At 71.7% G+C, this 22,595-nt stretch carries 24 protein-coding genes, 1 tRNA gene and 1 riboswitch; of the genes, 12 read left to right on the top strand and 13 right to left on the bottom strand.

The window, feature by feature from the left end:
* Nucleotides 1–97: 97 nt before the first annotated feature.
* Nucleotides 98–1,666 (bottom strand): DUF885 domain-containing protein, encoded by a 1,569-nt coding sequence (locus ACGFIM_RS33435; protein ID WP_393208733.1) that lies wholly within the window; start codon nt 1,664–1,666, stop codon nt 98–100.
* 22 nt (nt 1,667–1,688) lie between these two features.
* Here ACGFIM_RS33435 and ACGFIM_RS33430 point away from each other — a divergent pair, with 22 nt between their 5' ends.
* On the top strand, nt 1,689–3,125 hold the full coding sequence (locus ACGFIM_RS33430; protein ID WP_393208730.1) for a DUF4032 domain-containing protein: 1,437 nt from the start codon (nt 1,689–1,691) through the stop codon (nt 3,123–3,125).
* A 116-nt stretch (nt 3,126–3,241) separates the two neighbouring features.
* Here the strand turns inward: ACGFIM_RS33430 and ACGFIM_RS33425 are convergent, their stop codons facing one another.
* On the bottom strand, nt 3,242–3,859 hold the full coding sequence (locus tag ACGFIM_RS33425; RefSeq protein ID WP_393208727.1) for an NAD(P)-dependent oxidoreductase: 618 nt from the start codon (nt 3,857–3,859) through the stop codon (nt 3,242–3,244).
* A gap of 54 nt (nt 3,860–3,913) precedes the next feature.
* On the opposite strand from ACGFIM_RS33425, the gene ACGFIM_RS33420 reads away from it, so the two are divergent.
* A complete protein-coding gene (locus ACGFIM_RS33420) occupies nt 3,914–4,282 on the top strand; it encodes a winged helix-turn-helix transcriptional regulator (RefSeq protein ID WP_393208724.1) in 369 nt (122 codons plus the stop codon).
* Nucleotides 4,283–4,782: 500 nt separating this feature from the next.
* On the opposite strand, the gene ACGFIM_RS33415 is transcribed toward ACGFIM_RS33420, so the two are convergent.
* The 4 genes from ACGFIM_RS33415 to ACGFIM_RS33400 form a co-directional block, all read right to left on the bottom strand.
* On the bottom strand, nt 4,783–5,628 hold the full coding sequence (locus tag ACGFIM_RS33415; RefSeq protein WP_393208721.1) for an alpha/beta fold hydrolase: 846 nt from the start codon (nt 5,626–5,628) through the stop codon (nt 4,783–4,785).
* A gap of 474 nt (nt 5,629–6,102) precedes the next feature.
* Nucleotides 6,103–6,702, bottom strand: coding sequence for a hypothetical protein (locus ACGFIM_RS33410; RefSeq protein ID WP_393208718.1), 600 nt, complete (start codon nt 6,700–6,702; stop codon nt 6,103–6,105).
* Nucleotides 6,703–6,895: 193 nt separating this feature from the next.
* Nucleotides 6,896–7,037: riboswitch (cyclic di-AMP (ydaO/yuaA leader) on the bottom strand.
* Between the two features lie 169 nt (nt 7,038–7,206).
* Nucleotides 7,207–7,419: a DUF5302 domain-containing protein gene (locus tag ACGFIM_RS33405; RefSeq protein WP_393208715.1), complete on the bottom strand. Its 213-nt coding sequence runs from the start codon at nt 7,417–7,419 to the stop codon at nt 7,207–7,209.
* A gap of 37 nt (nt 7,420–7,456) precedes the next feature.
* Nucleotides 7,457–8,926, bottom strand: coding sequence for an MDR family MFS transporter (locus tag ACGFIM_RS33400; RefSeq protein WP_393208712.1), 1,470 nt, complete (start codon nt 8,924–8,926; stop codon nt 7,457–7,459).
* 56 nt (nt 8,927–8,982) lie between these two features.
* On the opposite strand from ACGFIM_RS33400, the gene ACGFIM_RS33395 reads away from it, so the two are divergent.
* From ACGFIM_RS33395 to ACGFIM_RS33385, 3 genes are all read left to right on the top strand, one after another.
* Nucleotides 8,983–9,477, top strand: a complete 495-nt coding sequence (locus ACGFIM_RS33395; RefSeq protein ID WP_393208709.1) for a PadR family transcriptional regulator — start codon at nt 8,983–8,985, stop codon at nt 9,475–9,477.
* 218 nt (nt 9,478–9,695) lie between these two features.
* Nucleotides 9,696–10,649 (top strand): rod shape-determining protein, encoded by a 954-nt coding sequence (locus ACGFIM_RS33390; RefSeq protein WP_393208706.1) that lies wholly within the window; start codon nt 9,696–9,698, stop codon nt 10,647–10,649.
* Nucleotides 10,650–10,884: 235 nt separating this feature from the next.
* On the top strand, nt 10,885–11,397 hold the full coding sequence (locus ACGFIM_RS33385; protein ID WP_393208703.1) for a VOC family protein: 513 nt from the start codon (nt 10,885–10,887) through the stop codon (nt 11,395–11,397).
* Here the strand turns inward: ACGFIM_RS33385 and ACGFIM_RS33380 are convergent.
* Complete coding sequence (locus ACGFIM_RS33380; protein WP_393208700.1) at nt 11,394–11,684, bottom strand: antibiotic biosynthesis monooxygenase; 291 nt, start codon at nt 11,682–11,684, stop codon at nt 11,394–11,396. The genes ACGFIM_RS33385 and ACGFIM_RS33380 overlap by 4 nt on opposite strands.
* A 60-nt stretch (nt 11,685–11,744) precedes the next feature.
* Here ACGFIM_RS33380 and ACGFIM_RS33375 point away from each other — a divergent pair, with 60 nt between their 5' ends.
* Both ACGFIM_RS33375 and ACGFIM_RS33370 read left to right on the top strand, forming a co-directional pair.
* A complete protein-coding gene (locus ACGFIM_RS33375) occupies nt 11,745–12,377 on the top strand; it encodes a TetR/AcrR family transcriptional regulator (RefSeq protein ID WP_393208697.1) in 633 nt (210 codons plus the stop codon).
* A 42-nt stretch (nt 12,378–12,419) separates the two neighbouring features.
* On the top strand, nt 12,420–12,857 hold the full coding sequence (locus tag ACGFIM_RS33370) for a hypothetical protein (protein WP_393208694.1): 438 nt from the start codon (nt 12,420–12,422) through the stop codon (nt 12,855–12,857).
* Here ACGFIM_RS33370 and ACGFIM_RS33365 read toward each other — a convergent pair.
* The 4 genes from ACGFIM_RS33365 to ACGFIM_RS33350 are packed head-to-tail and all read right to left on the bottom strand — an operon-like array spanning nt 12,842 to nt 16,537.
* Nucleotides 12,842–14,155, bottom strand: coding sequence for an ABC transporter permease (locus tag ACGFIM_RS33365; protein WP_393209259.1), 1,314 nt, complete (start codon nt 14,153–14,155; stop codon nt 12,842–12,844). The two genes, ACGFIM_RS33370 and ACGFIM_RS33365, sit on opposite strands and share 16 nt — an antisense overlap.
* Nucleotides 14,155–14,916, bottom strand: coding sequence for an ABC transporter ATP-binding protein (locus ACGFIM_RS33360; RefSeq protein WP_393208691.1), 762 nt, complete (start codon nt 14,914–14,916; stop codon nt 14,155–14,157). Before ACGFIM_RS33360 ends, ACGFIM_RS33365 begins: the two co-directional genes overlap by 1 nt.
* Before the next feature lie 8 nt (nt 14,917–14,924).
* Nucleotides 14,925–16,004, bottom strand: a complete 1,080-nt coding sequence (locus ACGFIM_RS33355) for a peptidoglycan-binding protein (RefSeq protein ID WP_393208688.1) — start codon at nt 16,002–16,004, stop codon at nt 14,925–14,927.
* Nucleotides 16,004–16,537, bottom strand: a complete 534-nt coding sequence (locus ACGFIM_RS33350) for a hypothetical protein (RefSeq protein WP_393208685.1) — start codon at nt 16,535–16,537, stop codon at nt 16,004–16,006. The genes ACGFIM_RS33355 and ACGFIM_RS33350 overlap by 1 nt, the downstream gene beginning before the upstream one ends.
* Before the next feature lie 164 nt (nt 16,538–16,701).
* Here ACGFIM_RS33350 and ACGFIM_RS33345 point away from each other — a divergent pair, with 164 nt between their 5' ends.
* Nucleotides 16,702–17,358 (top strand): response regulator transcription factor, encoded by a 657-nt coding sequence (locus ACGFIM_RS33345; RefSeq protein ID WP_393208682.1) that lies wholly within the window; start codon nt 16,702–16,704, stop codon nt 17,356–17,358.
* An 18-nt stretch (nt 17,359–17,376) separates the two neighbouring features.
* A complete protein-coding gene (locus ACGFIM_RS33340) occupies nt 17,377–18,591 on the top strand; it encodes a sensor histidine kinase (RefSeq protein WP_393208679.1) in 1,215 nt (404 codons plus the stop codon).
* A 22-nt stretch (nt 18,592–18,613) separates the two neighbouring features.
* Here ACGFIM_RS33340 and ACGFIM_RS33335 read toward each other — a convergent pair whose 3' ends face one another.
* Nucleotides 18,614–19,024 carry a RidA family protein gene (locus tag ACGFIM_RS33335; RefSeq protein WP_393208676.1) on the bottom strand — a complete coding sequence of 137 codons (411 nt, stop codon included), beginning with the start codon at nt 19,022–19,024 and terminating at the stop codon, nt 18,614–18,616.
* Between the two features lie 125 nt (nt 19,025–19,149).
* Between ACGFIM_RS33335 and ACGFIM_RS33330 the strand changes: the two genes are divergently transcribed.
* Nucleotides 19,150–19,932: a hypothetical protein gene (locus ACGFIM_RS33330; RefSeq protein ID WP_393208673.1), complete on the top strand. Its 783-nt coding sequence runs from the start codon at nt 19,150–19,152 to the stop codon at nt 19,930–19,932.
* Between the two features lie 260 nt (nt 19,933–20,192).
* Here ACGFIM_RS33330 and ACGFIM_RS33325 read toward each other — a convergent pair.
* Nucleotides 20,193–20,266: transfer RNA gene (locus tag ACGFIM_RS33325), tRNA-Lys, on the bottom strand.
* 114 nt (nt 20,267–20,380) lie between these two features.
* Between ACGFIM_RS33325 and ACGFIM_RS33320 the strand changes: the two genes are divergently transcribed.
* Nucleotides 20,381–21,220, top strand: a complete 840-nt coding sequence (locus ACGFIM_RS33320) for an AAA family ATPase (RefSeq protein WP_393208670.1) — start codon at nt 20,381–20,383, stop codon at nt 21,218–21,220.
* The gene (locus ACGFIM_RS33315) at nt 21,213–22,589 is read left to right on the top strand and encodes a VWA domain-containing protein (RefSeq protein WP_393208667.1); all 1,377 of its coding nucleotides are present in this window, start codon (nt 21,213–21,215) and stop codon (nt 22,587–22,589) included. The genes ACGFIM_RS33320 and ACGFIM_RS33315 overlap by 8 nt, the downstream gene beginning before the upstream one ends.
* The last annotated feature ends 6 nt before the right edge of the window (nt 22,590–22,595 follow it).

The following is a 22,595-nucleotide window of genomic DNA, read 5'->3' as shown; positions in this document are numbered from 1 at the left end:
CCAGGGCCCGGCATGAGCCCGCCCCGGCCGGAGCACCGCGTGCGGGCAGGCCCGGCGGAGCGCCGCGTGCGCCCGCCCCGGGCGGCACCAAGGCGCGCTACGCCAGCGCGACCTTCTCGGCCAGGCCGAGCGGCAGGCCGCCGGCGCCCGCGATGCGGTCGTGGAACTCCTTCAGCCCGCCGGTGAACGACGCGCGGATGCGGTCGATCTCGATGGCGCCCGTCAGGTAGGAGGGGGCCTGCGTCGGCCAGGCGCAGTAGCGGTTGACCTCGCCCTGCGCGGTGCCCGGCGACAGCGACGCCTTGGTCGACATGAACGTCTCCGCCTCCTCGATCGACATGTCCTCGCAGTGCAGCGCGGTGTCGACGATGATCCGGGCGGCGCGGAAGAGCCGGAAGTCGAGGTGGGCGAGTTCCTTGGCCGGAGTGTCGAAGTAGCCGTGCTCGTGCAGCAGCTTCTCGACGTACAGCGCCCAGCCCTCGACGAAGTACGGCGTCCTGAAGACCTTCCTGACCGTGCGCGGGTTCTCCGCGATGAACGACAGGTGCCAGTGGTGGCCCGGGTAGGCCTCGTGCACCGCGATCGACGGCATCTGGGCCCGCGCGTTGGTGCGCAGGCGCTGGCGTACCTGTTCGGGAGTGAAGTCGTCCGGGGTGTAGGGGACGAAGAAGACGCCGCGGCGCGAGGCGCTGAGCGGCGGCGGGGCCAGGTAGTGCGCCACGGCCAGCACCGGGCGGTTGTACTCGGCGGACGGCAGCACCAGGCACTCCTCGTCCTCGGCGAAGGTGACCAGGTCGTGCCGGCGGACGAACTCCCTTGCGCGGTGCGTCTCGGCCTCGTACTCGGCGCGCATGTCGTCGAGGGTGGGCGCGTGGTCGTCCATGATGACTTCCATGGCGGCCCGCCAGTCACGCGAGCCGTTGACCTTGACCGCCACCTCCTGCATGCGGGCGTCCAGCTCGGCCCAGGCGGCCTTGCCCTTCTCGTGCAGCTCGGCGGCGCCGTAGCCGAGCATCTCGCGCTCGCGCAGCAGCTGGGAGTAGAGCCGCTCCCCCATCCGCCAGGTGCCGCCGCACTCGAAGCCCTCGAGGAAGGTGACGATGTCGTCGAACGCCCGCGCGGCGGGCTCGGCCGCCTCGGCCAGCTTGGCGCGCAGCTCGGGGTCCTCGACCATCGACGGGATGGTGCGGGTGAGGAAGTTGCGTCCCGTACGGGCCTGGCCGAGCCCGCGCTTGACCAGCAGCGGGGCGGCCAGGTCGGGATCCAGGTTGGCGCGGCAGGCGGCCAGCACGCCGGGCACCTCGGCCAGACGGGATATCGCGGCGCTCACCAGCTCCGGCTCGGGCTTGAGCCGGTTCTGGAAGGGGTTGTACATGGCCGTGAAGATCGAGCCGAGGTAGACGCTCGGGTCGCGGCGCCACACCGGCCAGGACGCCATGGCGATGTCGCCTCTTAGCTGCGATACGACGAGATCTCTGTCGATCGCGTCGTCCAGCGTGGGCGCTTCGGCCTTCGACAGCCGCTCCAGCCAGCGGACCCGCTCGCGCTCGCGGTTCTGCCAGGCCTCCGCGGTGAAGTCGCCGAGCGTGTGATCGTAGCCATCGGCCCCCAGCATGGCGGCGATGACCGGACGGTCGGAAAAGTACCACTTGAGAAACTCGTCCACCGACGCACAATATCCTGAGGAAATGCCCCTCCAGATCACTGGCGCGCTAGGTGACCCTGACCTGATCCGCCTCCCCTGGGAACTTCCGCTGCAGGACTGGCCGCAGCACCACCTGGTCGATCTGCCGCGCGGCATCTCGCGGCACGTGGTCCGCTTCGCGCGGCTCTCCGGCAAGGTGTACGCCATCAAGGAGATCAGCGAGCGGTACGCCAAGCGCGAATACCAGCTCCTGTGGGACCTCGCCCGGCTGGACGCGCCCGCCGTCGAGCCCGTCGCGTACGTCACCGGCCGCGAGAACGGCCTCGACGCCGCGCTCATCACCCGGCACCTGCAGTTCTCGCTGCCCTACCGCGCCGTCATGTCGGGCACCCTGCGCCCCGACACGCTCACCCGCCTGCTCGACGCGCTGGTCGTGCTGCTGGTACGGCTGCACCTCAACGGCTTCTACTGGGGCGACTGCTCGCTGTCGAACACGCTCTTCCGGCGCGACGCGGGCGCGTTCGCCGCGTATCTGGTGGACGCCGAGACCGGCGAGATGCACCCCATGATCAGCGAGGGGCAGCGGCTTGGCGACATCGACACCGCCCACACGAACATCTTCGGCGAGATGCTCGACCTGGAGGCCGGCGGGCTGCTCCACCCGTCCATCGACCCCATGGAGACCGCCGACGACATCGTCGCCCGCTACCACCGCCTCTGGAACGAGCTCAACGAGAGCGAGATCATCGAAGAGGTCGACTGGCACCGCGTCGAGCAGCGCATCCGGCGCCTCAACCTGCTCGGCTTCGACGTCGCCGAGATGATGGTGCGGCGCAAGGTCGGCACCGGACGGCTCATCGTCCGCCCCAAGGTCGTGGACGCCGGGCACCACCAGCGGCGGCTGCTCAGGCTCACCGGGCTCGACGTCGAGGAGAACCAGGCCAGGCGGCTGCTCAACGACCTCGACGGCTTCCGCGTCGCCAAAGGGCTGCGCCACGAGGACGAGGCCATCGTCGCGCACCGGTGGCTGGCCGAGGTGTTCCAGCCGACGGTCGAGGCCATCCCGGTGGAGCTGCGCGGCAAACTGGAGCCCGCACAGATCTTCCACGAGATCCTCGACCACCGGTGGTTCCTGTCCGAGCAGGCAGGCGCGGACGTGGGACTCGCCAAGGCGGTGGAGTCGTACGTGGAGAACGTCCTCGTACACAAACCCGACGAGCAGGCCCTGCTCCCGGACGACGCCGGAGCACTCCCCGCGCCCGACACCACCGACACGCCGGCTGCGGCCGACGCCCCGAAGACTGGTGACGCCGCGGGGGCGGGTGACACGCGGGACGCGGCCTCCCCGCAAGGCCCGGCCGACGTGCAGGACGCGACCCACGTACAGGACACGACCGACGCCCCGGACGCGACCGGCGTGCAGGGCACCGCCGACGCCCCGGACGCGGCGGCAGCGCCCGACACATCGGCCGGCAAGTAACCGCGCACTCCGCCACCGCCCGGCCGACCGACACGAGAAACCCGCGCCTGCGGGCGGCGCGAGCGCAGCACGCGGCGCTGCCCGACCGGCAGGCGCGGGGACGGGCGAGAACGGGGTCAGTAGGCGACGCTGATGCGCTTGCGGATGTTCGCGTTCTTCTCCAGCTCGTCGGCCACCGCGACCGCGTAGTCCTCGGCGCTGATGAAGCTGCGGCCCTGATCGTCGCTGAGCAGCGTGTCGCCGCCGACTCTGAACTTCCCGGTGCGCTCCCCCGGAGCGATCTCCGCGGCCGGGGAGACGAACGTCCAGTCCAGGTCGTCGATCCCCCGGTAGAGGTGCAGCAGGGCGCGCCCGGCCAGCGCCTCCTTCTTGTAGATCTCCGGGAAGCCGGGCGTGTCCACCAGGTCCTGACCCGGCGCGACCTGGAGGCTGCCGGCGCCGCCCACGACGATCAGCCTGCGCACCCCCGCGGTGCGCAGCCCTTCGATGAGCGCCTTGTTGGCCTCCAGGAACGGCCCCTCGGGCTCGGTGCCGTCGCGCGGCGGCGCGATGGCGGTCACCACGGCGTCGTGGCCGGCAGCCAGGCTCGCGGCGTCGTGGATGTCGCCCTTGATGTCGCCCTCGGCGGTGCCGCCGCGGCGGCTGACACCGGTTACGGCGTGGCCACGGTTACGGAGCTCGGTGGCGATGCGCTGACCGATCATGCCGGTCGAGCCAAAGACCAGGATCTTCATGCCACCAAGAGTATCCATCAGATACTGGTTACTTCATCGTGTTATAAGTACCCTGTGGATACTAAAGGCGACGTCTTCGACCCGAACTGCCCGACCAGGGTGGTCCTCGACCGGATCGGCGACAGGTGGTCGGCCTTGGTGCTGCTCTGCCTCTTCTCGGGGCCGATGCGGTTCACACAGCTCAGGGAGCGGATCGGCGGCGTCACGCCCAAGGTGCTGACCCAGACGTTGCGGGCGATGGAGCAGGACGGGCTGCTGACCCGCCAGGTGTTCGCGGAGGTGCCGCCGCGCGTGGAGTACACGCTGACCGACCTGGGGCGCTCGCTCCATGGGCCGATCTCGGTGGTGGCGGATTGGGCGGAGCGCAACGTCAACGAGATCATGCGCTGCCGCGAGAAGTACGCGTCGCGCACCGGCACGTGATCCCGGCCGGAGCGTGCCGGTTGCGGGCAAGCCGGTCGAGTGCACGCCGCATGACGTGCACGCCGCATGACGTGCATGGCGCATGACGTGCATGGCGCATGACAGCGGGTCGCGCACCGGCGGACGCCTCACCGACGGCAGGGGACGGCACCACGCCGATGCGCGCGCCCGATGCGGGCGGCTTTCAAGGGGCGAGCACCGCAGGTTTCAAAGGCGAGCGCCGCGGTTTCAAGAAGCGCCGCGGGCTGGCATGGAGCCGGCCCGCGGGGGCGGGGAGCGGCCGACGGAGCGCGGATAACAGCCACCAGGGCGCAGAGAGCGGCCGACGGGACGCACCCAGCGGACAACGGAGCGCGGACACCACCAGCGGGGCACGGACAGCGGCCGGCGGAGGCGGAGGCGGCCGGCGGAGCTGGGGCGGATGACGGGCGGGATAGTCGATGGGCGGGCGGGGGTGGCCGGCGGTCCGTGGCGCAGGGGTGGGGCCGCCGGCCGGCGCGTCAGGCCGAGGTCAGTTTGGTGATCTCGGAGACGATGTCGGGCCAGAGCGCCTTCGGCAGGTCGTGCCCCATCCCCGGGTACGTCACCAGCCGTGCCCCCGGCACCGCCTCCGCCGTGGCGCGGCCGCCGGCCACGGGGACCAGCGGGTCGGCCTCGCCGTGGATCACCAGCGTGGGGACGCGGACGTTCGCCAGCGCCTCCGTCCGGTCGCCCGACGCCCTGATCGCCGCGAACTGCCGGGCCGTGCCCGCGGGGTCGAAGCAGCGGTCGTAGGCCAGCCCGGCCCGCGTCCTGATGGCCTCCTCGTCCATCTCGTAGCCCGGCGAGCCGATCGTCGACCAGGTCACCACCGACTGGTCGATCACCCCGGCGCGGTCCTTCGGCGGCGGGGTGAGCAGCGCCTTGAGCGCCTCGGGGGTGGGCGGGGCGACGTCGGGTCCGGGTGTGGACATGATCGAGGTCAGCGTGAGCACGCGCTCGGGGTGCCTGATCGCCAGCGTCTGGGCGATCATGCCGCCCATCGAGGCGCCCACGACGTGCGCGGATGGCCAGCCGATGGCGTCCATGAGCGCGGCGGTGTCGTCGGCCATGTCCTCCAGCAGGTACGGCGCGGGCTCCCCCGGCCGGGGCGCGCCCGCGTCGTGGAAGTGCGTGGACAGGCCGACGTCGCGGTTGTCGAACCGTACGACGTGGTGTCCCTGCTCCGCGAGGAGCCGGCAGAGCCCTTCGTCCCACTGGATGAGCTGGGCGCCGAGCCCCATGATCAGGAGGAGCGGCCGCCCTGTGGGTGAGCCGAAGCTGTCGTAGGCGATCTCTATGCCGTTTGCGGCTACACGGGTCGTCACGCCGACCAGAATGTCATTCTGGTCGGCGCCCGTAAAGCGGCATTTGTACGCCGCTACGAGTCCGCGAAACGCGCCCCCTAGGTATACCGGCCACAGACGTTGGTGACAGCGATACGGGATTTGCGACTCGCCGTCGAGGATCTTGAAATGGGTGAGGACCTCCTGGCGTGGTGTGCAACGACCAAGAAACGCACCACACGACAGCACACCGCGCGACTACGGACCACTCGACAGCGCGCCACGTGGCGGCGTGCCGCCATGACGGACCCGCGCATGGAGCGGGACTCGCGCATGGAGCGGGGCCCGCGCATGGAGCGGGGCCCGCGCATGGAGCGGGGCCCGCGCCTGGGGCGGGGAGAGAATCGCCGCGCCGGCACGCGGAGGGGGAAGGGCGCACCGGCGCGGCGATGGCGCACGTCCGCGACGCCGCACGGGGACGGGGACGGCGCGTCAGCGGACGGCGTAGGCGCCGGGTCAGCGGGCGGCGGGCACCGAGCGGCCGCCGGCCTGCTGGGACTGCTCGTCCTGCGCGGGCGGGGGCGCGGGGTTCCTGTCTCGCCTGGACCAGGCGCCGGTCGAGAACGGCACCGGGTAGTTCTTCTTGCCGGGCCCTGGGCCCCACTTGGTGATGACGTACTGGACCTCGATGTGGCCCTGGCCGCCGATGCCGTCGACGTGCAGCGTGTTCGGGTTGAACGTGCCGCCGGTCAGCTCGGCGAACGTCTTGGCGTCGAGGTCGAGCATGATGCCGCGGTTGGAGGGCTCGCCGGGACCGCGGTCACCGACGAAGAACGGCGCCTTCTTGCCCTTGTAGACCACGTATCCCTCGGTCATCAGCGGCCAGCTCGGGCTGGCCGCGAGACCCTTCTGCATGGGCTTGCCGCTGGCCGGCAGCCCGGTGTCACCGGCTCGGCCGGAGGCGTCGTCCCAGAAGTAGGAGGCCGTGGTCGAGCCCTTGAGCAGGATCTTCTCGTCAACGGTGTCGGCGTGGGCCGCCGTGCCGGCGATGGTCATGCCGACCGCGCAGCAGGTGGTCAGCGAGGCGAGGGAACGCAGGCCGAAACAGGCAGACATGAAGCAGCAAACCCTTCACGAGGGGACAGGGGGAGTTACGCCGGCGCTGAGGGGGAAATGGGCACGGCGGAGCAGAGCATCCGCGCGCTACGCGCGACGCAAATAACGAGCCTGGGGAAGGGGGCCGCTCAGCAGGCGGCCGTCAGCACGAAGCGGTCCGGGGGTACGACACGCTGGTGACACATGTGATACGCAATCCTCTCCATCACGCCTACCGGGTTAGCTGACGGGTTCGGGCGGTGGAGTTGCCCTACCGGCCACGGGGGCCGGATTCACCCCAAGGGGAGGGTGGTTCCCCGGTTCCCGAAAGGTTCGGGATTCGGCGCCAGCCGGTCGTCCGTCTTGGGTAAGGACTAGGTCACCGGCTGGTAATGGCGAACACTCTAACGACGGGACTGGACACCCGCAAACGTTTCACCATGAATCGGACAAAAGATCTACCTTAGGCGGGAATGAAAATGCGAAAGGGGCACGGCATGCCGTGCCCCTGGGGATTTCGCTTGATCAGCCGCCGCTCTTACGCCTGAACGATCTCTTGCTGGCGGCCGGACCGTGCGTCCCGTGAATCTTCGATGGATCGAAGCCCCTGCCACCCGCGCCTGAGCCCGCCTGCTGATTGCGCTTGCGTTCGAGCGCCTCGCGGAACTTGCGCTTCATCGCGTCCTCGGGAGTCTCGCTGACTTCCGGCTCCGGTGCATCCGCCATGAGGACCTCCATGGTGTCGGGGATACCGAACAGCTTCGCACGGTGCCGTTCATGACGCGAAACCGGCCTCCACCGAGCCCGCCCGCGCGTCCTCGCGCCCTGCGGGCGGCGATCCCGGACGGGTGAGCCGCCGGTCCGGCAGCGCGGACACCGCCACCAGGGCGATCAGCGCGCCCGCCACCCCGAGCGCCGGCACCACCAGCGCGGCGGCCGAGGCGTGCGCGGCGGCCTCGCCCACCACGGGCACGTTCGCCGCGAACTCCCCCGCGTAGAGCGTGCCGCCCACCGCCAGCGCCACCGAACCGCCGATCTGCCGGAAGAAGGTGAGGTTGGCCGAGGCGGTGCCGAGGTGCCGCGGCTCCACCGACTGCTGCGCGGCCACCGTCAGCCCGGACAGCATCGGCCCCATGCCGAGCCCGAGGGGCAGCATCCACAGCGCGACCGCCAGACCCCCGCTGTTCACGGAGAGGTTGAGGCAGAGCAGCGCGCCCGCGCCCAGCAGGACCGGCGAGATCAGCAGCCACGGCTTGTACCGGCCGGTCCTGGCCATCAGCGCGCCCATGAGCACGCTGCCCGCGACCATGCCCAGCGTCAGCGGATAGATCCGCAGGCCCGAGGCGGTGGCGCTGGCGCCCAGCGCCTGCTGGAAGTAGCGGGGCAGGAAGACCACGCCCGCGTACATGCAGAAGGCCGTCACGAACGAGACGAGATTGACCAGCGTGTACGAGCGGTTCGCGAACAGCTCCACCGGCATGATGGGGCTCGCCACCCGCCGCTCGACCGCCACGAAGACGGCCAGCAGCGCCAGTGCCAGCAGGATCGGCCCGGCCACGGGGGCGTCGGTCCAGGTGTGGCCGTCCAGCCCCTTCTCGGTCAGGCCCAGCAGCAACGCGGTGACGGCCACGGTGAACACCGCGATGCCGGCGTAGTCGGGACGCCCGCCGCCGGTGCCGGGGCGGCGCGGCAGCCGCAGCACGATGATCGCCACCAGCACGATCCCGATCGGCACGTTCACGTAGAAGGCCCAGCGCCAGGTCGCCTGGTCGGTGAACAGCCCGCCGAGGAACGGCCCCGCCAGGTACGTCAGCCCCATCACGCCGCCGATCGCCCCCTGCACGCGGGCGCCGCCCGACGCCGGCGGGAACATCTCCATCACCAGCGCGATCGACAGCGGCATCAGCGCGCCCGCGCCGAGCCCCTGGAGCGCGCGGAAGGCGATGAGCTGCGTCATGTCCTGCGCGGCGCCCGACAGGGCCGACCCGATCAGGAACACCACCATGCCGATCAGCAGCAGCGGCTTCCTGCCGTGCTGGTCCGACAGCCTGCCGTACAGCGGCACGGTGACCGTGGAGGTCAGCAGGTACGCGGTCACCGCCCAGGTGTAGAGCGTGCCGCCGCCCAGCTCGGCCACGATGCGCGGCAGCGCCGTGCCCACGATCGTCTGGTCCAGCATCGCCAGGAACATGCCGCCGAGAACGGCGAACAGGAGGATGCCGTCACCCTTCTTGTCATTGCTCACATGTGAAGAGTGATATGTAAGTCTTTACATGTCAAGCCTTCGATATCCTGAGGGCCATGTCCCTACGGATCGCGCTGCTCGGACTACTCTCGACCGTCGGCCCCGCCAGCGGCTACGACCTGGCCAAGACGTTCGACGGCTCGCTCAACCACGTCTGGCAGGCCGGGCACACGCAGATCTATCCCGAGCTGGTGAAGATGGCCGCCGACGGGCTCGTGACCGTCGAGGCGGAGGGCGCGAGAGGGCGCAAGATCTACGCGATCACCCCCGAAGGCGAGCGCGAGCTGCGCACGTGGATGGAAGAGCACCACCCCGTGCTGCCCGCACGCAGCGAGATCGCGCTCCAGGCGTTCCTCCTCCACGTGATGGAGCGCGATCAAGCGATCGCCGTCGTCGAGCGCATCAGGGCCCGCTACCAGGCACAGCTGGAGAAGCTGGAGGCCCTGCGGCCCGGCCGGTTCGGCCGCCACGCCCACGCTTTCGGCCTCACCCTGGCCCGCGCCGGCCTCCAGTGGGCCGACGACACCCTCGCCGAGCTCAGGGAAGCCTGATCCAGGCCGCGCCGCACCCGGTTCCGCCGGGCCGCGATGACCGCGCCGCGCCCGCCGCTCATCACCGCGTGGGTCGCGCTTCCGCGGGGGCGGCGCCACGGCCCGATACGCCCAGCTAACACCGTTTGGGTAAAAATGCCCGGTTCTCTTCCTGGTGTTGCGTTGGAGCAGCTCAGGAAATACGTCCGGCGATGAGTCTCTTCGGTCGTGATTTGGCGATGGACCTGGGAGCCGCCAGTACGCGCATCTACGCCAAGCGCAGAGGCATCGTGCTGGACGAGCCCTCGGCCGTGATGTGCGACGGCCGCACCGGCAAGGTCATCGGGTACGGCGCGGAAGCCGCCGCCCTCGGGGGCGGCGGCCGGACGTGCTGGCCGGTGCGCGGCGGCCTGCCCGCGGACACCGAGCTGGCCCGGCGGATGATCCGGCACTTCCTGCGCAAGGTGCACTGGCACCCCTACTCCCGTCCGCGCGTCGTCATGGCGCTGCCCGGCGACTCCACGCCGATCGACCGGGCGGCGCTGCGCGACATCGCGTACGAGGCGGACGCGCGGATCGTCCGCCTGGTGCCGCACCCGGTGGCGGCGGCGCTCGGAGCGGGCCTGGAGCTGTCGGACTGCGCCGGGCACATGGTGATCGACATCGGCCGCGACAACGCGCGCATCGCGGTGCTGTCCGGCGAGTCGGTGGTGGCGTCGGGCTCGGTCCCGTACGGAGGGCTGGCGATCAACCGGGCGATCGCCAGGTTCGTCGAGCGGGAGCACGGCCTGCTGCTCGACGACGAGGAGGCCGAGTCGGCCAAGCGCCGGTCCACGGGCATGCATCCCGAGGTCACCGTGCGGGCCAGGGACCCGGAGACCGGGCGCGAGCACGAACTGGTGCTGCCCGTGCAGAAGATCTTCGAGGCCACCGCGCCGTCGTTCGAGTCGATCGCACGCACGGCGGTGGAGACCGTCGAGCGCTGCCCGGCCGAGCTGGCCGCCGACCTCGGGGTGCGCGGCGCGGTCGTGGTGGGCGGCGGTGCGATGCTGCGCGGCCTGGGCCGCTGCCTGCGCGAGGCCCTCTGCATGCCGGTGCGCCGCGCGGAGCGCCCGCTTGAGGCCGTGGCGCTCGGGCTCGGCCGGGTCGTGGACGAGCTGGGCCTGATCGGAAGGCTGCGCGGCCACAGGTGAGCGGCCCGCGCGAAAAGCAGCCGATCAGCGTCCGGCAGCGCCTGAGCAGTTTCGAAGCGGTGCCTGAGCAGTGTCGGAGCAGTACCTGAGCAGTGTCGGAGCAGTGCCTGAGCAGTGTCGGAGCAGTGCCTGAGCAGTGTCGGATCAGCGTCGGAGCAGTGCCTGAACAGTGCCTGAGCAGTACCTGAGCAGTGTCGGATCAGTGTCGGAGCAGTGTCGACAGGGAGGCGAACCCATGACCGTGCGCGGCATCGACCACATCGGGGTCACCGTGCCCGACCTCGAAGCGGCCACCGACTTCTTCGCCCGCGCCTTCGGCGCCGAGGTGCTCTACGACACCCTGCCCCGCGAGCGGGGGCCCAAGGGCGGCTGGGCGGTGGAGCGGCGGCTCGGCGTGCCGCAGGGAACGGCCGAGGTGGCGGTCCGCATGCTGCGCCTGCCGAACGGGCCGGGCATCGAGCTGTTCGAGTTCGCGGGGCCGCGGCAGGGCGGCCCCTTGGTGCCGTGCGACGTGGGCTGGCAGCACGTCGCGGTGTACGTGGACGACCTGGACGAGGCGGTGCGGCTGGTCACCGAGGCCGGCGGGACCGCGCTGACGGAGCCGGTGCCGCTGCCCGGCCCCGAGGCGGGCCCGCACAACCGGTTCGTCTACTGCCGCACGCCGTGGGGCGCGACCGTCGAGCTGGTCACGTACCCGGACGCGCAGGCGTACGAGAAGGAGACCGACCTGCGCCGCTGGCGTCCTTAGCGCTCGTCGACGATCTCTCCCTCCTCACTGGTGGGGTCCTTGACCAGGGCGAACGCGGCCCCGGTCTCGGGCAGGTCATGAGCGCCGGCCACCGCCGCGTCCATGGCGGCTCTGGAGTCCCAGCGCCAGGAGTCGACCCAGGTGCGCTCGTCGGGCCGGATGAGCCTGGTCTCGGCCAGCCCGGGGAAGCGGGCGCGTACGGCGCTGATGAGGTCGGCGCGCCGGGCGAGGATCTGGTCGGCGTCGGCGGGGTCGGCGGTGAAACGCACGATGCGCAGCACGGACATGATGAGAGTCCTTCTCTAGAGTTCACTTCTAGTGAATTAACTAGAGTTAAGCTTTAGCGAGTGAGCGATGTCAAGAGGGTGAGCAAGCGCGCCCTGAAGGCCAAGGAGACCAGGGCACGCATCCTGCGGGCGGCCGGCGAGCTCTTCGTCCAGGAGGGCTACGGCGCCACCAGCCTGCAGGACGTCGCCGCAAAAGCGGGGGTGGCCGTCCAGACCATCTACTTCGTCTTCGGCAACAAGCGCACGCTGCTCAAAGAGCTGGTCGACGTCACGATCGCAGGCGACGACGAGCCGGTGGCGACCATGGACAGGCCCTGGTTCAAGGAGGTGCTCGCCGCCCCGACGGCCGCCGCGCACCTGCGGGCGCTCGTGCACGGATCGTCCGCGGTGCTGGCCAGGGTCGCGCCGATCATGAAGGTGCTCGACACGGCCGTCGCCATGGACCCCGAGGTCGCGGCGCAGTGGGAGCAGGACACCGACCCCCGCCACGTCGTCCACAGCGCCGCCGCGCGGAGCCTGATGGCCAAGCCGGGCGCTCGCTCGGACGTGCCGCCCGAGCAGGCCGCCGACGTGCTGTACGGCCTGCTCAGCCCCGAGCTCTACCTGCTGCTCACAGGGGCGCGCGGCTGGCCGCACGAGCGGTTCGAGGAGTGGGCGTACGACACGCTGGCGGCCCAGCTCCTCGACCGGTGAAACCCCCTCGATCGCCGCGAAGGTCCTCGCTATGGTCGAAGCGTGCGCGCCCGCAGCCACGTCCTGTCCGCGGTGCTCATCTGCGTCGCGGCGATGACGGCCTGCGCGAACGCCTCCGAGCCGCCCGGCTTCGAGGAGGCGGCGCGGCAGCTCGACCACGACGCCGATACGCTGCTCGGCTCCGGCCTGGCCCGCCCGGCGGTGCGGCTGCTCGGCGACGAGACCTGCGTGCCCGGCCAGGTGCGCCACTCCGTACGCGCTGAAGGCGACCTCGCAGGCGGCTCCGACGGGCTGCTCGAACGCCTGGGCGCGCTGGGCTACGACCGCGTCACCGACGACGTCGACCTGCGTGACGACGCCGACGACGTCGCGGTCTTCCGCAATCCGCGCACCCAGGTGACGTTCGAGCTGACGCTGAACCCCCGCGACGGCGGCGACATCCGGGTGATCGGCAAGACCATCTGTTACGCCACCGACTGATCCCCTCCGCGGGCGCACGATCCAGAAAGCGCCCCCTCGGACCTGGCCCGCGCCGCTATGGCGTCGCCAGCGCCTCCGTCGGCGGCAGGCGGGAGGCGGGAGGCGCGGATCGCCGGGTAGAGGCCGGCCGCCGCGCCGATGAGCAGGGTCGCGGCCGGCGCGCCCGCAGTCGCCCACGCGGGCACGACCGGCGGCCAGCCGCTGTGGAGCGCGTACGCCACCGTCACCCCCGTCCCGAGCAGCACGCCGCCGGCCCCGCCCAGCGCCGACAGCAGCAGCGACTCGGCGAGGAACTGGGTGCGGATCTGCCCTCTGGTCGCGCCGAGCGAGCGGCGCAGCCCGATCTCGGCCCGGCGTTCCAGCACGGAGATGACCATCGTGTTGGCGACGCCGACCCCGCCGACGAGCAGCGCAACCGCGCCGACGCCCAGCAGGAGCCCGGCGAACGCCCGGCCGGCCGCCTGCTTGGCGGCCAGCGCGTCGGACGGGCGGGAGACGTCCACCTCGTTGGGCGCCTCCGGGTTGGCGGTGGCGCCGAGCACCTGCCGTACGGCCTCAAGGCGCGACTCGTCCGAGCGGGTGTAGACCGTGGTCGGATGCCCGTCGAAGCCCAGCAGCCGCTCCGCCGCCGGCCAGCCGACGAGCACGCCGCCGTCCAGGTCGGGAGCCAGCGCCACCGGCTCCAGGACCCCGATCACGGCGAACCTGACGCCGCCCACCACGATCAGGGTGTCCGGCCCGGCCGCGCCGATGCCGAGCCGCTTGGCGGCCGTCGCGCCGACGACGGCGGCCGGGTAGCGTTCCGTGGCCGCGTTCAGCCAGGTGCCGCTGCTCAGCGTCGCACCGACGGTGGCGGGCAGATCGAGCCTGGCCGCGTACGTGCTGATGCCGCCGGTCTGCGCCTCGGGGATGTGCTCGGAGCGGTAGACCTTGGCCTCGGTGACCTTCCCGACGGACGAGACCGCCTGGACGGGGCCGATGCGCTCGATCATCGCCTCGGCCTCCAGCGGAAGCTGCGCCTGCTCCCCCATCAGCGTCGTGCCCGAGGTGACGGTGAGCAGGTTCGTGCCCAGCGCGGACAGCTGCCGGTCCAGCTCGGCGCCCGATGACGCCGACAGGCCGACCACGCCGACCATGGCGGCGATGCCGATGGCGATGCCGAGCGCGGACAGGAACGCCCGCAGCGGCCTGGTGCGCAGGCCGACCGCGCCGACCCGCAGCACGTCGCCGGCCCGCATCCGGGCGGGGACGGGGCGGGGCCGCGCCGACGCGGCATTCGACCGCTCGACGATCGCCATCACGCCTCGCCCTCCCCCATGAACGCTCCCGAGGCCACTTTCCGGGCCGCCGGTCGCGCCGTCCCCGAGGCCTGCCCCCAGGCGCCGGAGAGCGCCGGTTCCGCCGAGTCGGAGACGATCTCGCCGTCGCGCATGCGTACCTGGCGGGGCAGCCCGTCGGCGATCTCCCGGTCGTGGGTGATGATCACGATGGTGGTGCCGGAGGCGTTCAGCTCGCGCAGCAGCTCCATGACTCCCGCGCCGGAGACCGAGTCGAGCGCGCCGGTGGGCTCGTCGGCGAGCAGCAGCGGCGGGTCGCCGGCCACCGCCCTGGCGATCGCCACCCGCTGCCGCTCGCCGCCGGACAGCTCGTGCGGCTCGTGGTCCATGCGGTGGCCGAGCCCAACGCGGTCCAGCGCCTGCGCCGCGCGGCGGCGGCGTTCGGAGCGGCTCATGCCGGTGTAGACGAGGCCGTCGGCGACGTTGTCCAGCGCCGGTACCTTCGGCGCGAGGTGGAAGGACTGGAAGACGAAGCCGATCGTGGTGGCGCGCAGCGCGGAGAGCTGGTCGTCGGTCAGCGCGGAGACGTCGTGGCCGTCGATGTGCACACTGCCGGCCGTCGGCCGGTCGAGGGTGCCGATGACGTTGAGCATGGTCGACTTGCCCGACCCCGAAGGGCCGACGATCGCGACCAGCTCGCCGTGGCCGACGCGCAGCGAGACCGAGCGCAGCGCCGCGACCCCGCCGGGGTAGGTCCTGGACACGTCCGCGAGTGCGATCATCGGGTACGTCACTTCGGCATCCCCACGGTCATGCCCTCGGCGATCCCGTCGCCGGACACCTCCACCTTGCCCCCCGCGAACAGGCCGGTCTCGACCGCCACGTACCGGGTCCTGCCGCCCTCGACGACCTCCAGGCCGTATCCGCCCTCCCGCAGCGCGACGAGAGCCGCGACCGGCACGGCGAGCACGTTCTCGCGCCTGGACGCGGTGAACGTGACGTCGACCGAGGCCTTGTCCAGGCCGCGCGCCGCCTTGGCCGACCCGATCGACACCAGCGCCTCCACCCGCGTCTCCGGCTCCTCGCCCTGCCCCTGTGCGGGCACGACGACGGTGGCGACCTCGGTCACCTTGCCCGGCACGCTCGTGCCGTCCGGCAGCGTGACCTGGACCTTCGCGCCCTTCCTGGCCAGGCGCCGGTCCTCGGCGCCGAGCCGCACGGTGATCACCTTCGCGGTGCCGGTGTAGGCGAGCACCCGCTGCCCGGGCTGCGCGGGACCGCCCTCCTCGGCCTCCAGGCTCTCCACGCGCACCTTGCCGGGCGCGAACACCACCCGGCCCAGCTCCACCACGCCGGTCTCGGGCAGGCCGCGGTCGTCCTGCCACTCCATGACGGCCTGGGCGGTGTCCCAGGTGTACTCGTCGTCCACGGTGAAGCCGTCGTAGCCGAGTTCGCTGAGGTTGCGTTCGAGGTTCTCGACGTCCTTGCCCGTCATGCCGGGTCTGAGGTCCCGGTACGCGGGGGTGCCGCCGTACATGAGCGTGACCGGCTCGTCGTCGATGCGGTAGAGCGTCTTGCCGCGGGTGATCGTCGCGCCGCTCTCGGGCAGCCACGTGATCGTGCCGGGCCGCCTGGCGACGGCCGTGGTGACCGGGCCGTAGCCGAGCTCGCCGTCGGCCTCCTTGGTGTCGTGCAGCGTCTCCCTGGTGATCGTCGCGGTGGCCGGCGGGAGGGCGCGCGCCGTCTCGGGCGGGCTCGCGCCGCCGTCCAGCACGCCCGCGCCGGCCGCCGCGACCAGCCCGCCGCCGGCCACCGCCACCACGGCCAGCAGCCCCACCACCAGGCCGCGCCTGCGGGTTCCCGCTCGCATCAGAGGTCTCCCAGGCCGGCCTCACCGGCCTCCTTCTGGCACTTCTTCTTGGCCGCCTCGAAGTCGGGGTCCTCCGCGACCTCCGGGGTGATGCGCATCATGCCGCCCTCGGGGTCGGGGTAGCTCTCGACGCCGTTGTCGCGCATGCACTGGGCGAGCTTGCGCAGCCGCTCGGCCACCTTGCCGTCGCCGCCGCGCTTGCCGTCGCCGCTCGGCGCCCACTGCTTGCAGGCCTCCTGGGCGGCCTCGACCTTCTCCCTCGGCGTGTTCTTGTCGAACCGCATCGTGAACCGGCCGCTGGAGTCGGGGTCGGGCACGTCGATGCCGTTCTCGCGCATGCACTGGGCGAACTTGAGCGCCTTCTCCTTCGGATCCTCGCTCGGCTCGGCCTCGGCGGCGGCCTGGGCGCCCGCGCCGGTCACCGAGGCCACGTCGGCCCCGCCGCCGTCGCCGGTGCCGCACCCGGCGAGCAGGCCCGTCCAGAGGGCCGCCGCCAGCAGGGCGGCGGCGCGTGCTCGTTCTCCTCCTCGCATGAGGCTCCCTTTCGTGGAGGAACGTCGTACGAGGGGAGATGGAACAGATTGAGGTGTTTCCTCCGCGTTTCCGCCGGCGGCTTACCTGGAGCGAACGCGGCATGCAGCACACTCGGCTTCGTCAGCGAGCTTCGCCGGCGAGAGGAAGGGACCTGAGGGACGTCATGCGGGTGCTGGTGGTTGAGGACGAGCCGATGCTCGCCGACGCGATCGCCGAGTGGCTGCGTGAGGAGACGCATGCGGTGGATCTGGCGCACGACGGGGAGGCCGCGCTCGAACGCATCGCGGTCAACGACTACGACGTGGTCGTGCTGGACCGGGATCTGCCGCGCGTGCACGGGGACCAGGTGTGCAGGGAGATGGTGGCCGCCGAGCGCGCCGCCCGGGTGCTGATGCTCACGGCCGCCGCGCAGCTCGACGACCGGGTGACCGGCCTGTCGCTGGGCGCCGACGACTACCTGACGAAGCCGTTCGCGTTTCCCGAGCTGGCGGCGCGGGTGCTGGCGCTGGGGCGGCGCTCGCGGCCCGCCGTGCCGCCCGTGCTGCGGCGGGCCGGGATCACGCTCGACCCGGCGCGCAGGGAGGTGTTCAGGGACGGGCGGTTCGTGCCGCTGTCGAAGAAGGAGTTCGCGGTGCTGGCCGAGCTGATGCGGGCCGGCGGCTGCGTGGTCTCGTCGGAGCAGCTCCTGGAGAAGGCGTGGGACGAGAACGCCGACCCGTTCACCGGCGCGGTCCGCCTGACCATCCTCAAGCTGCGCCGCAAGCTGGGCGATCCGCCGGTCGTGGAGACCGTGCCGGGCGTCGGCTACCGCATCCCGTGACCGCCCGCAAGCGATCCGATGAGCCTCACCCTTCCCCGCCTGCTGCGCAGACCGCGGCCCACGCTGCGGCTGCGGCTCACGCTCGTCTACAGCGTGCTGTTCCTGCTGGCCGGCCTGGCCCTGCTCGCGGTGACGTACCTGCTGTTCGACCAGCAGCTCAAGGCCATCTTCGAGCGCCAGTACGTCTCCGAGCCGGGCAAGCACAAAGAGCTCTTCATCACGAGGAACGGCGTCACGCTCTCCGGTGAGGCGGCCCTGGAGTGGCTGCGCGAGCAGCAGGCCGGCGTGCACGACGCCGCCGTCGCCTCGCTCGTCGTCCAGGGCGCGCTCGCGCTGCTGCTGGTCGGCGGCCTCGCCGTGGGGCTCGGTTGGCTGCTCGCGGGCCGCGTGCTCGCCCCGCTGAACCTGGTGACCGAGACCGCGCGCAGGATCGCCGCCGCCCCCATGGCCGAGCGCGGGCTGTCCGAGCGGATCGCGCTGCGCGGGCCAGACGACGAGGTCAAGGACCTGGCGGACACGTTCGACACCATGGTGGAGCGGCTCGACCGCTCCTTCGAGGGGCAGCGCAGGTTCGTCGCGAACGCCTCCCACGAGCTGCGCACCCCGCTGACCCTCAACAGGGCGCTGGTGGAGCTGGCCATGCACCGCCGTACCGCCTCGCCCGACGTCAAGGAGCTGGGCGAGAGCCTGCTGGAGATCAACGCGAGGCACGAACGCCTCATCAGCGGGCTGCTCCTGCTGGCGAGGTCGGAGCAGGAGCCGGCCGACCGCTCGCCGGTGGACCTCGCCGACGTGGTCGCGCACGTGATCGAGCAGAACGCCGGCGCCGCGGAGGCCGCCGGGGTCGCGCTGCAGGAGGTCACCGGGCCCGCCCCCACCACCGGCGACGCGCTGCTGCTCGAACGGCTCGTGCACAACCTGGTGGAGAACGGCGTCCGCTACAACGTCAGCGACGGCACCGGCTGGGTGCGGGTGGAGAGCAGGACCGCATCGAGGGAGACGGTCGAGGTGGAGGTGTCCAACACCGGGCCGAACGTGCCGCCGTACGACGTGCCGCTGCTGTTCAAGCCGTTCCACCGGCTCGGAGACGAGCGGCCGGTGACCGGGACGAGCGCCGGTCTCGGCCTGTCGATCGTGCGGTCGGTGGCGGTGGCGCACGGCGGGGACGTACGGGCGCGGCCCCGCGAGGGCGGCGGGCTGGTCGTGGTCGTGTCGCTCCCCCGCGCACGCTGACGCCCCGCTCGGGGAGGCCGTCTCACCCGGCGCCCGGGAGCACCGCCACGGCCTCGACCTCCACGAGCTGGTCGTGGTACCCGAGCACGGTGACGCCGAGCAGGGTGCTCGGGGGCTCGTGCTCCCCCATGTACTCGCGGTAGACGTTCCACGCCGTCACGAGGTCCTTCTGGTCGCTGGAGGCGACGTACACGGTGGTCTTGACGACGTCGGTGAGCGCGGCGCCCGCGCCTTCGAGCGCGGTGATGAGGTTGCGCATCACCTGATGGGTCTGCCCGGCGTAGTCGCCGGCGGCGACCGTGGCCCCGTCGGTGTCGAGCGGGCACGCCCCGGCCACCCAGATGGAGCGGAGCGGTGCGTCCGTGGTGGCGGCGTACGCGTAATCGACCCTGGCCAGCCGGTCGTCACGGATGAGTCGGACACCTGAAGTCATGAGTGGTTTCCTATCAGTTGCCCGGATGACGATGCATCTGAATTGCGGTTGGATAACCGCGTCACCCGAGTGTGCCCGAGCTTCGTCCTTTCTCGTACACCTCGTCCATCGCAAGGAGAACATTCGTGCGCGTCCTGCCGGCCGTCTTATCCGCCGCCGCCGTCTTCTCGGTCCTCCCCGTGCCCGCCGCTCATGCGGCCGCCCCGATCCAGTACAGCTGCACGGTCGGCGGTGCCACGCAGCAGGTCAGCATCGACGTGGAGCTGACCGTGCCGGCGCAGGCCGAGGTGAACGAAGAGCTGACGATCGGCTGGACCGGCTCGTACGCGGGCGACTCCGAGCTGGTGGCCCCCGCCACCGGGTTGGAGGGCGACATCAAGATGTACGTCTCCGCCGGCATCAGCGGCATCACCGGCTTCACCTCGGCCACCGGCGTCGCCGAGATCGGCACGGTCATTCCCGGCGAACCCATCGTGCTCCCCAGCACCAGGGTCGAGCTCAAGACGACCCCCAGGAACACCGGCACGGGAAAGGTGCACGCCGCCTCGATCAATTTCGGCCTGACGAACACGGACCGGCTGATCAAGTGCACGCCCTCCGACACGGCCACCAGGACCGAGTACCCCATCACGGTCGGCACCGGCCAGGGCTCCCCCACCACCTCCTCCACGCCCACGGCCGACGACACGGAGAGCACGACCCCCACCCCGGACGAGACCGGCGAGACCGGGGACACCGGCGAGACCGAGGACGCCGAGGAGACCCCCGCCGAGGTGCCGTCGGGCGGCGCGGACACGGGCGGCGGCGGCCTGGCGGGCCCGGACGGCCGGGCGCTGATGGGAATCGGCCTGGTGATCCTGCTGGCCGCGCTCACCGGCCTGCGCCTGCGCCGGCCCCGCCGCACCTGAAGCCCCGGCCGAGTCCCCGGCCGCACCCGAACACCCGCATCCGCACCCGAACACCCGCATCCGCGCCCGAACACCCGTGGCGGCGCCCGAACACCCGCGACCGGGCCCGAACAGCCGTGGCCGGCCTCAAACACCCGTGGCCGGGCCCGAACAGCCGCGACCGGTGCGTACCGTCCGGCCCCCGGGACGAGGCGATGAGGGCGTACATGCCGGTGAAAACACTTCGGGCGCCCACCTGGTGAGGTGGGCGCCCGATCCGGTGCGCCGCCAGGGACTCGAACCCCGGACCCGCTGATTAAGAGTCAGCTGCTCTGACCAACTGAGCTAGCGGCGCGCTGGCAGGAAGGAATATACCGGTGATCGGGATCCTGGTCGAATCGGAATCCGGAGGACAGGCCACGCTAGAATAAAATTCGGTACTTTCCGGGACGGCAGACAGGATCATTGGATGTTCGACTCCCCCGCCGACGTGACGGAGCGGCTCGCCGCCGTGGACTACCTCTCCGACGACGCCATCTCCACCTCGGTGTTCCTGGCCGCCGCGCTGGGCAAGCCGCTGCTGGTCGAGGGGCCGGCAGGAGTGGGCAAGACGCAGCTCGCCAAGGCCGTCGCCCAGGCGACCGGCTCGGACCTCATCAGGCTGCAGTGCTACGAGGGCCTCGACGAGTCCAGAGCCCTCTACGAGTGGAACTACAAAAAGCAGCTCCTGCGCATCCAGGCGACCAGCGCCGACGACGACATCTTCAGCGAGGAGTTCCTGCTGGAGCGCCCCCTGCTCAAGGCCGTAAGGGCGCAGGGGCCGACCGTGCTGCTCATCGACGAGACCGACAAGGCCGACGTCGAGGTCGAGGGCCTGCTGCTGGAGCTGCTGTCGGACTTCCAGGTGACGATCCCCGAGCTGGGCACCATCGCCGCCGCCCGCCGCCCGTACGTCGTGCTGACCTCCAACGCCACCCGCGAGCTGTCGGAGGCGCTCAAGCGGCGCTGCCTCTACCTGCACATCGAATACCCGACCCCCGAGCGCGAGCGCGACATCGTGCTGGCCCAGGTGCCCGGCTTCCGCGCCGACCTGGCCGAGCAGCTCGCGCGCACGGTCGCCACGCTGCGCTCGCTGGAGCTGAAGAAGGCGCCGTCGGTGGCCGAGACCGTCGACTGGGCCAACACGCTGCTCGCGCTCGGCCGCGACGAGCTGGACGAGGCGACCGTGGCCGGCACGCTCGGCGTGGTGCTCAAGCACGCATCCGACCAGGCGCGGGCGATCAAGGAGCTGGGGCTGCCCGATGCCTGAGACCGCCTCGCTGGTGGACCGGCACGTCGGCTTCGTGCACGCGCTGCGCGAGGCGGGCCTGCCGGTGTCGATCGCCGAAGGGCTGGACGCCGCCAACGCGCTGCGGGTGATCGACCTGGCCGACCGGGAGTCGCTGCGGGAGGCGTACGCCGCCACGCTGGTCAAGCGGCCGGTGCACCGGCCGGGGTTCGACGTGCTGTTCGACCTGTGGTTCCCGGCGTCCACGACCGGGCTGCGGGCGCGGCGCACCGGCCGCGAACGCATCGACTTCGCCACGGCCGGCGTCAAGGAGCTGCGCGAGCACCTGGCGGAGCTGCTGACCGGCTCAACCGACCAGGAGATGCGGGCGTTCGCCGAGGCCATGGTGGAGCGGTTCGGCCGGCAGCAGGCCGCTCCCGGGCGGCAGAACTGGTTCTCCTACAGCGTGCTGCGCGCCCTGTCGCCCGAGACGCTGATGGCCGGCATCCTGGGCGCGGTGCTGCAGGGCCGCGAGCGCGGCGGGCTGGCGGAGAAGACCGTGCGGCAGGGCGTCACCGCGAACATCCGGCGCTTCGAGGAGGCGGTGGCGAGCGACGTGCGCCGCCGCATCGCCGAGGACGCCGGGATCGAGCGCATCGCGCGCTCGGCCGTGCGCCCGCCGCTCGACCAGATCGACTTCCTCCGCATCACCAGGGCCGACCTGGCGAGGCTGCGCAGGGAGGTGCACCCGCTGGCCCGGCGGCTGGCCGCGCGCCTGGCGATGCGGCAGCGCAAGGGCAGGCGCGGCCGGCTCGACTTCCGCAGGACCATGCGGGCCTCGCTGCAGAGCGGCGGCGTGCCGCTGACCATGCATCTGCGCCCGCCCCGGCCGCACAAGCCCGAGCTGGTGATCCTCTGCGACACCAGCGACTCGGTCTCGTCGTTCGCGCACTTCACGCTGCTGCTCACGTACGCGCTGCGCGAGCAGTTCACGAAGGTGCGGGCGTTCGGCTTCGTGGACACCGTGGACGAGATCACCCGGTTCTTCCAGCCCGGCTCCGACGTGGTCGAGGCGATGACCAGGCTCGCGAACGAGGCCGACATGGTGCGCTTCGGCCGCACCGATTACGGCAACGCGCTGGAGCGGTTCGCCGAGCGGTACGGCGACGCGCTCGGCCCGAAGACGTCGCTGCTGATCCTGGGCGACGCCCGCTCCAACTACCAGCCGGCCGCGCTCGACCTGCTCAGGTCGCTGGTGTCGCGGTGCCGGCACGCGTACTGGCTGAATCCGGAGCCGCGCCGGCAGTGGGACACCGGCGACTCGGTGGCGGGCGAGTACGGCACCGTGGTGCCCATGTACGAGTGCCGCAACGTCGCCCAGCTCACCGCGTTCATCGAGACGCTGGCGTGAGCGGCC

The organism is Nonomuraea sp. NPDC049309 (assembly GCF_043196965.1).
Lineage (GTDB): Bacteria > Actinomycetota > Actinomycetes > Streptosporangiales > Streptosporangiaceae > Nonomuraea > Nonomuraea fastidiosa.
This window is presented reverse-complemented; position numbering and strand designations above follow the sequence as displayed.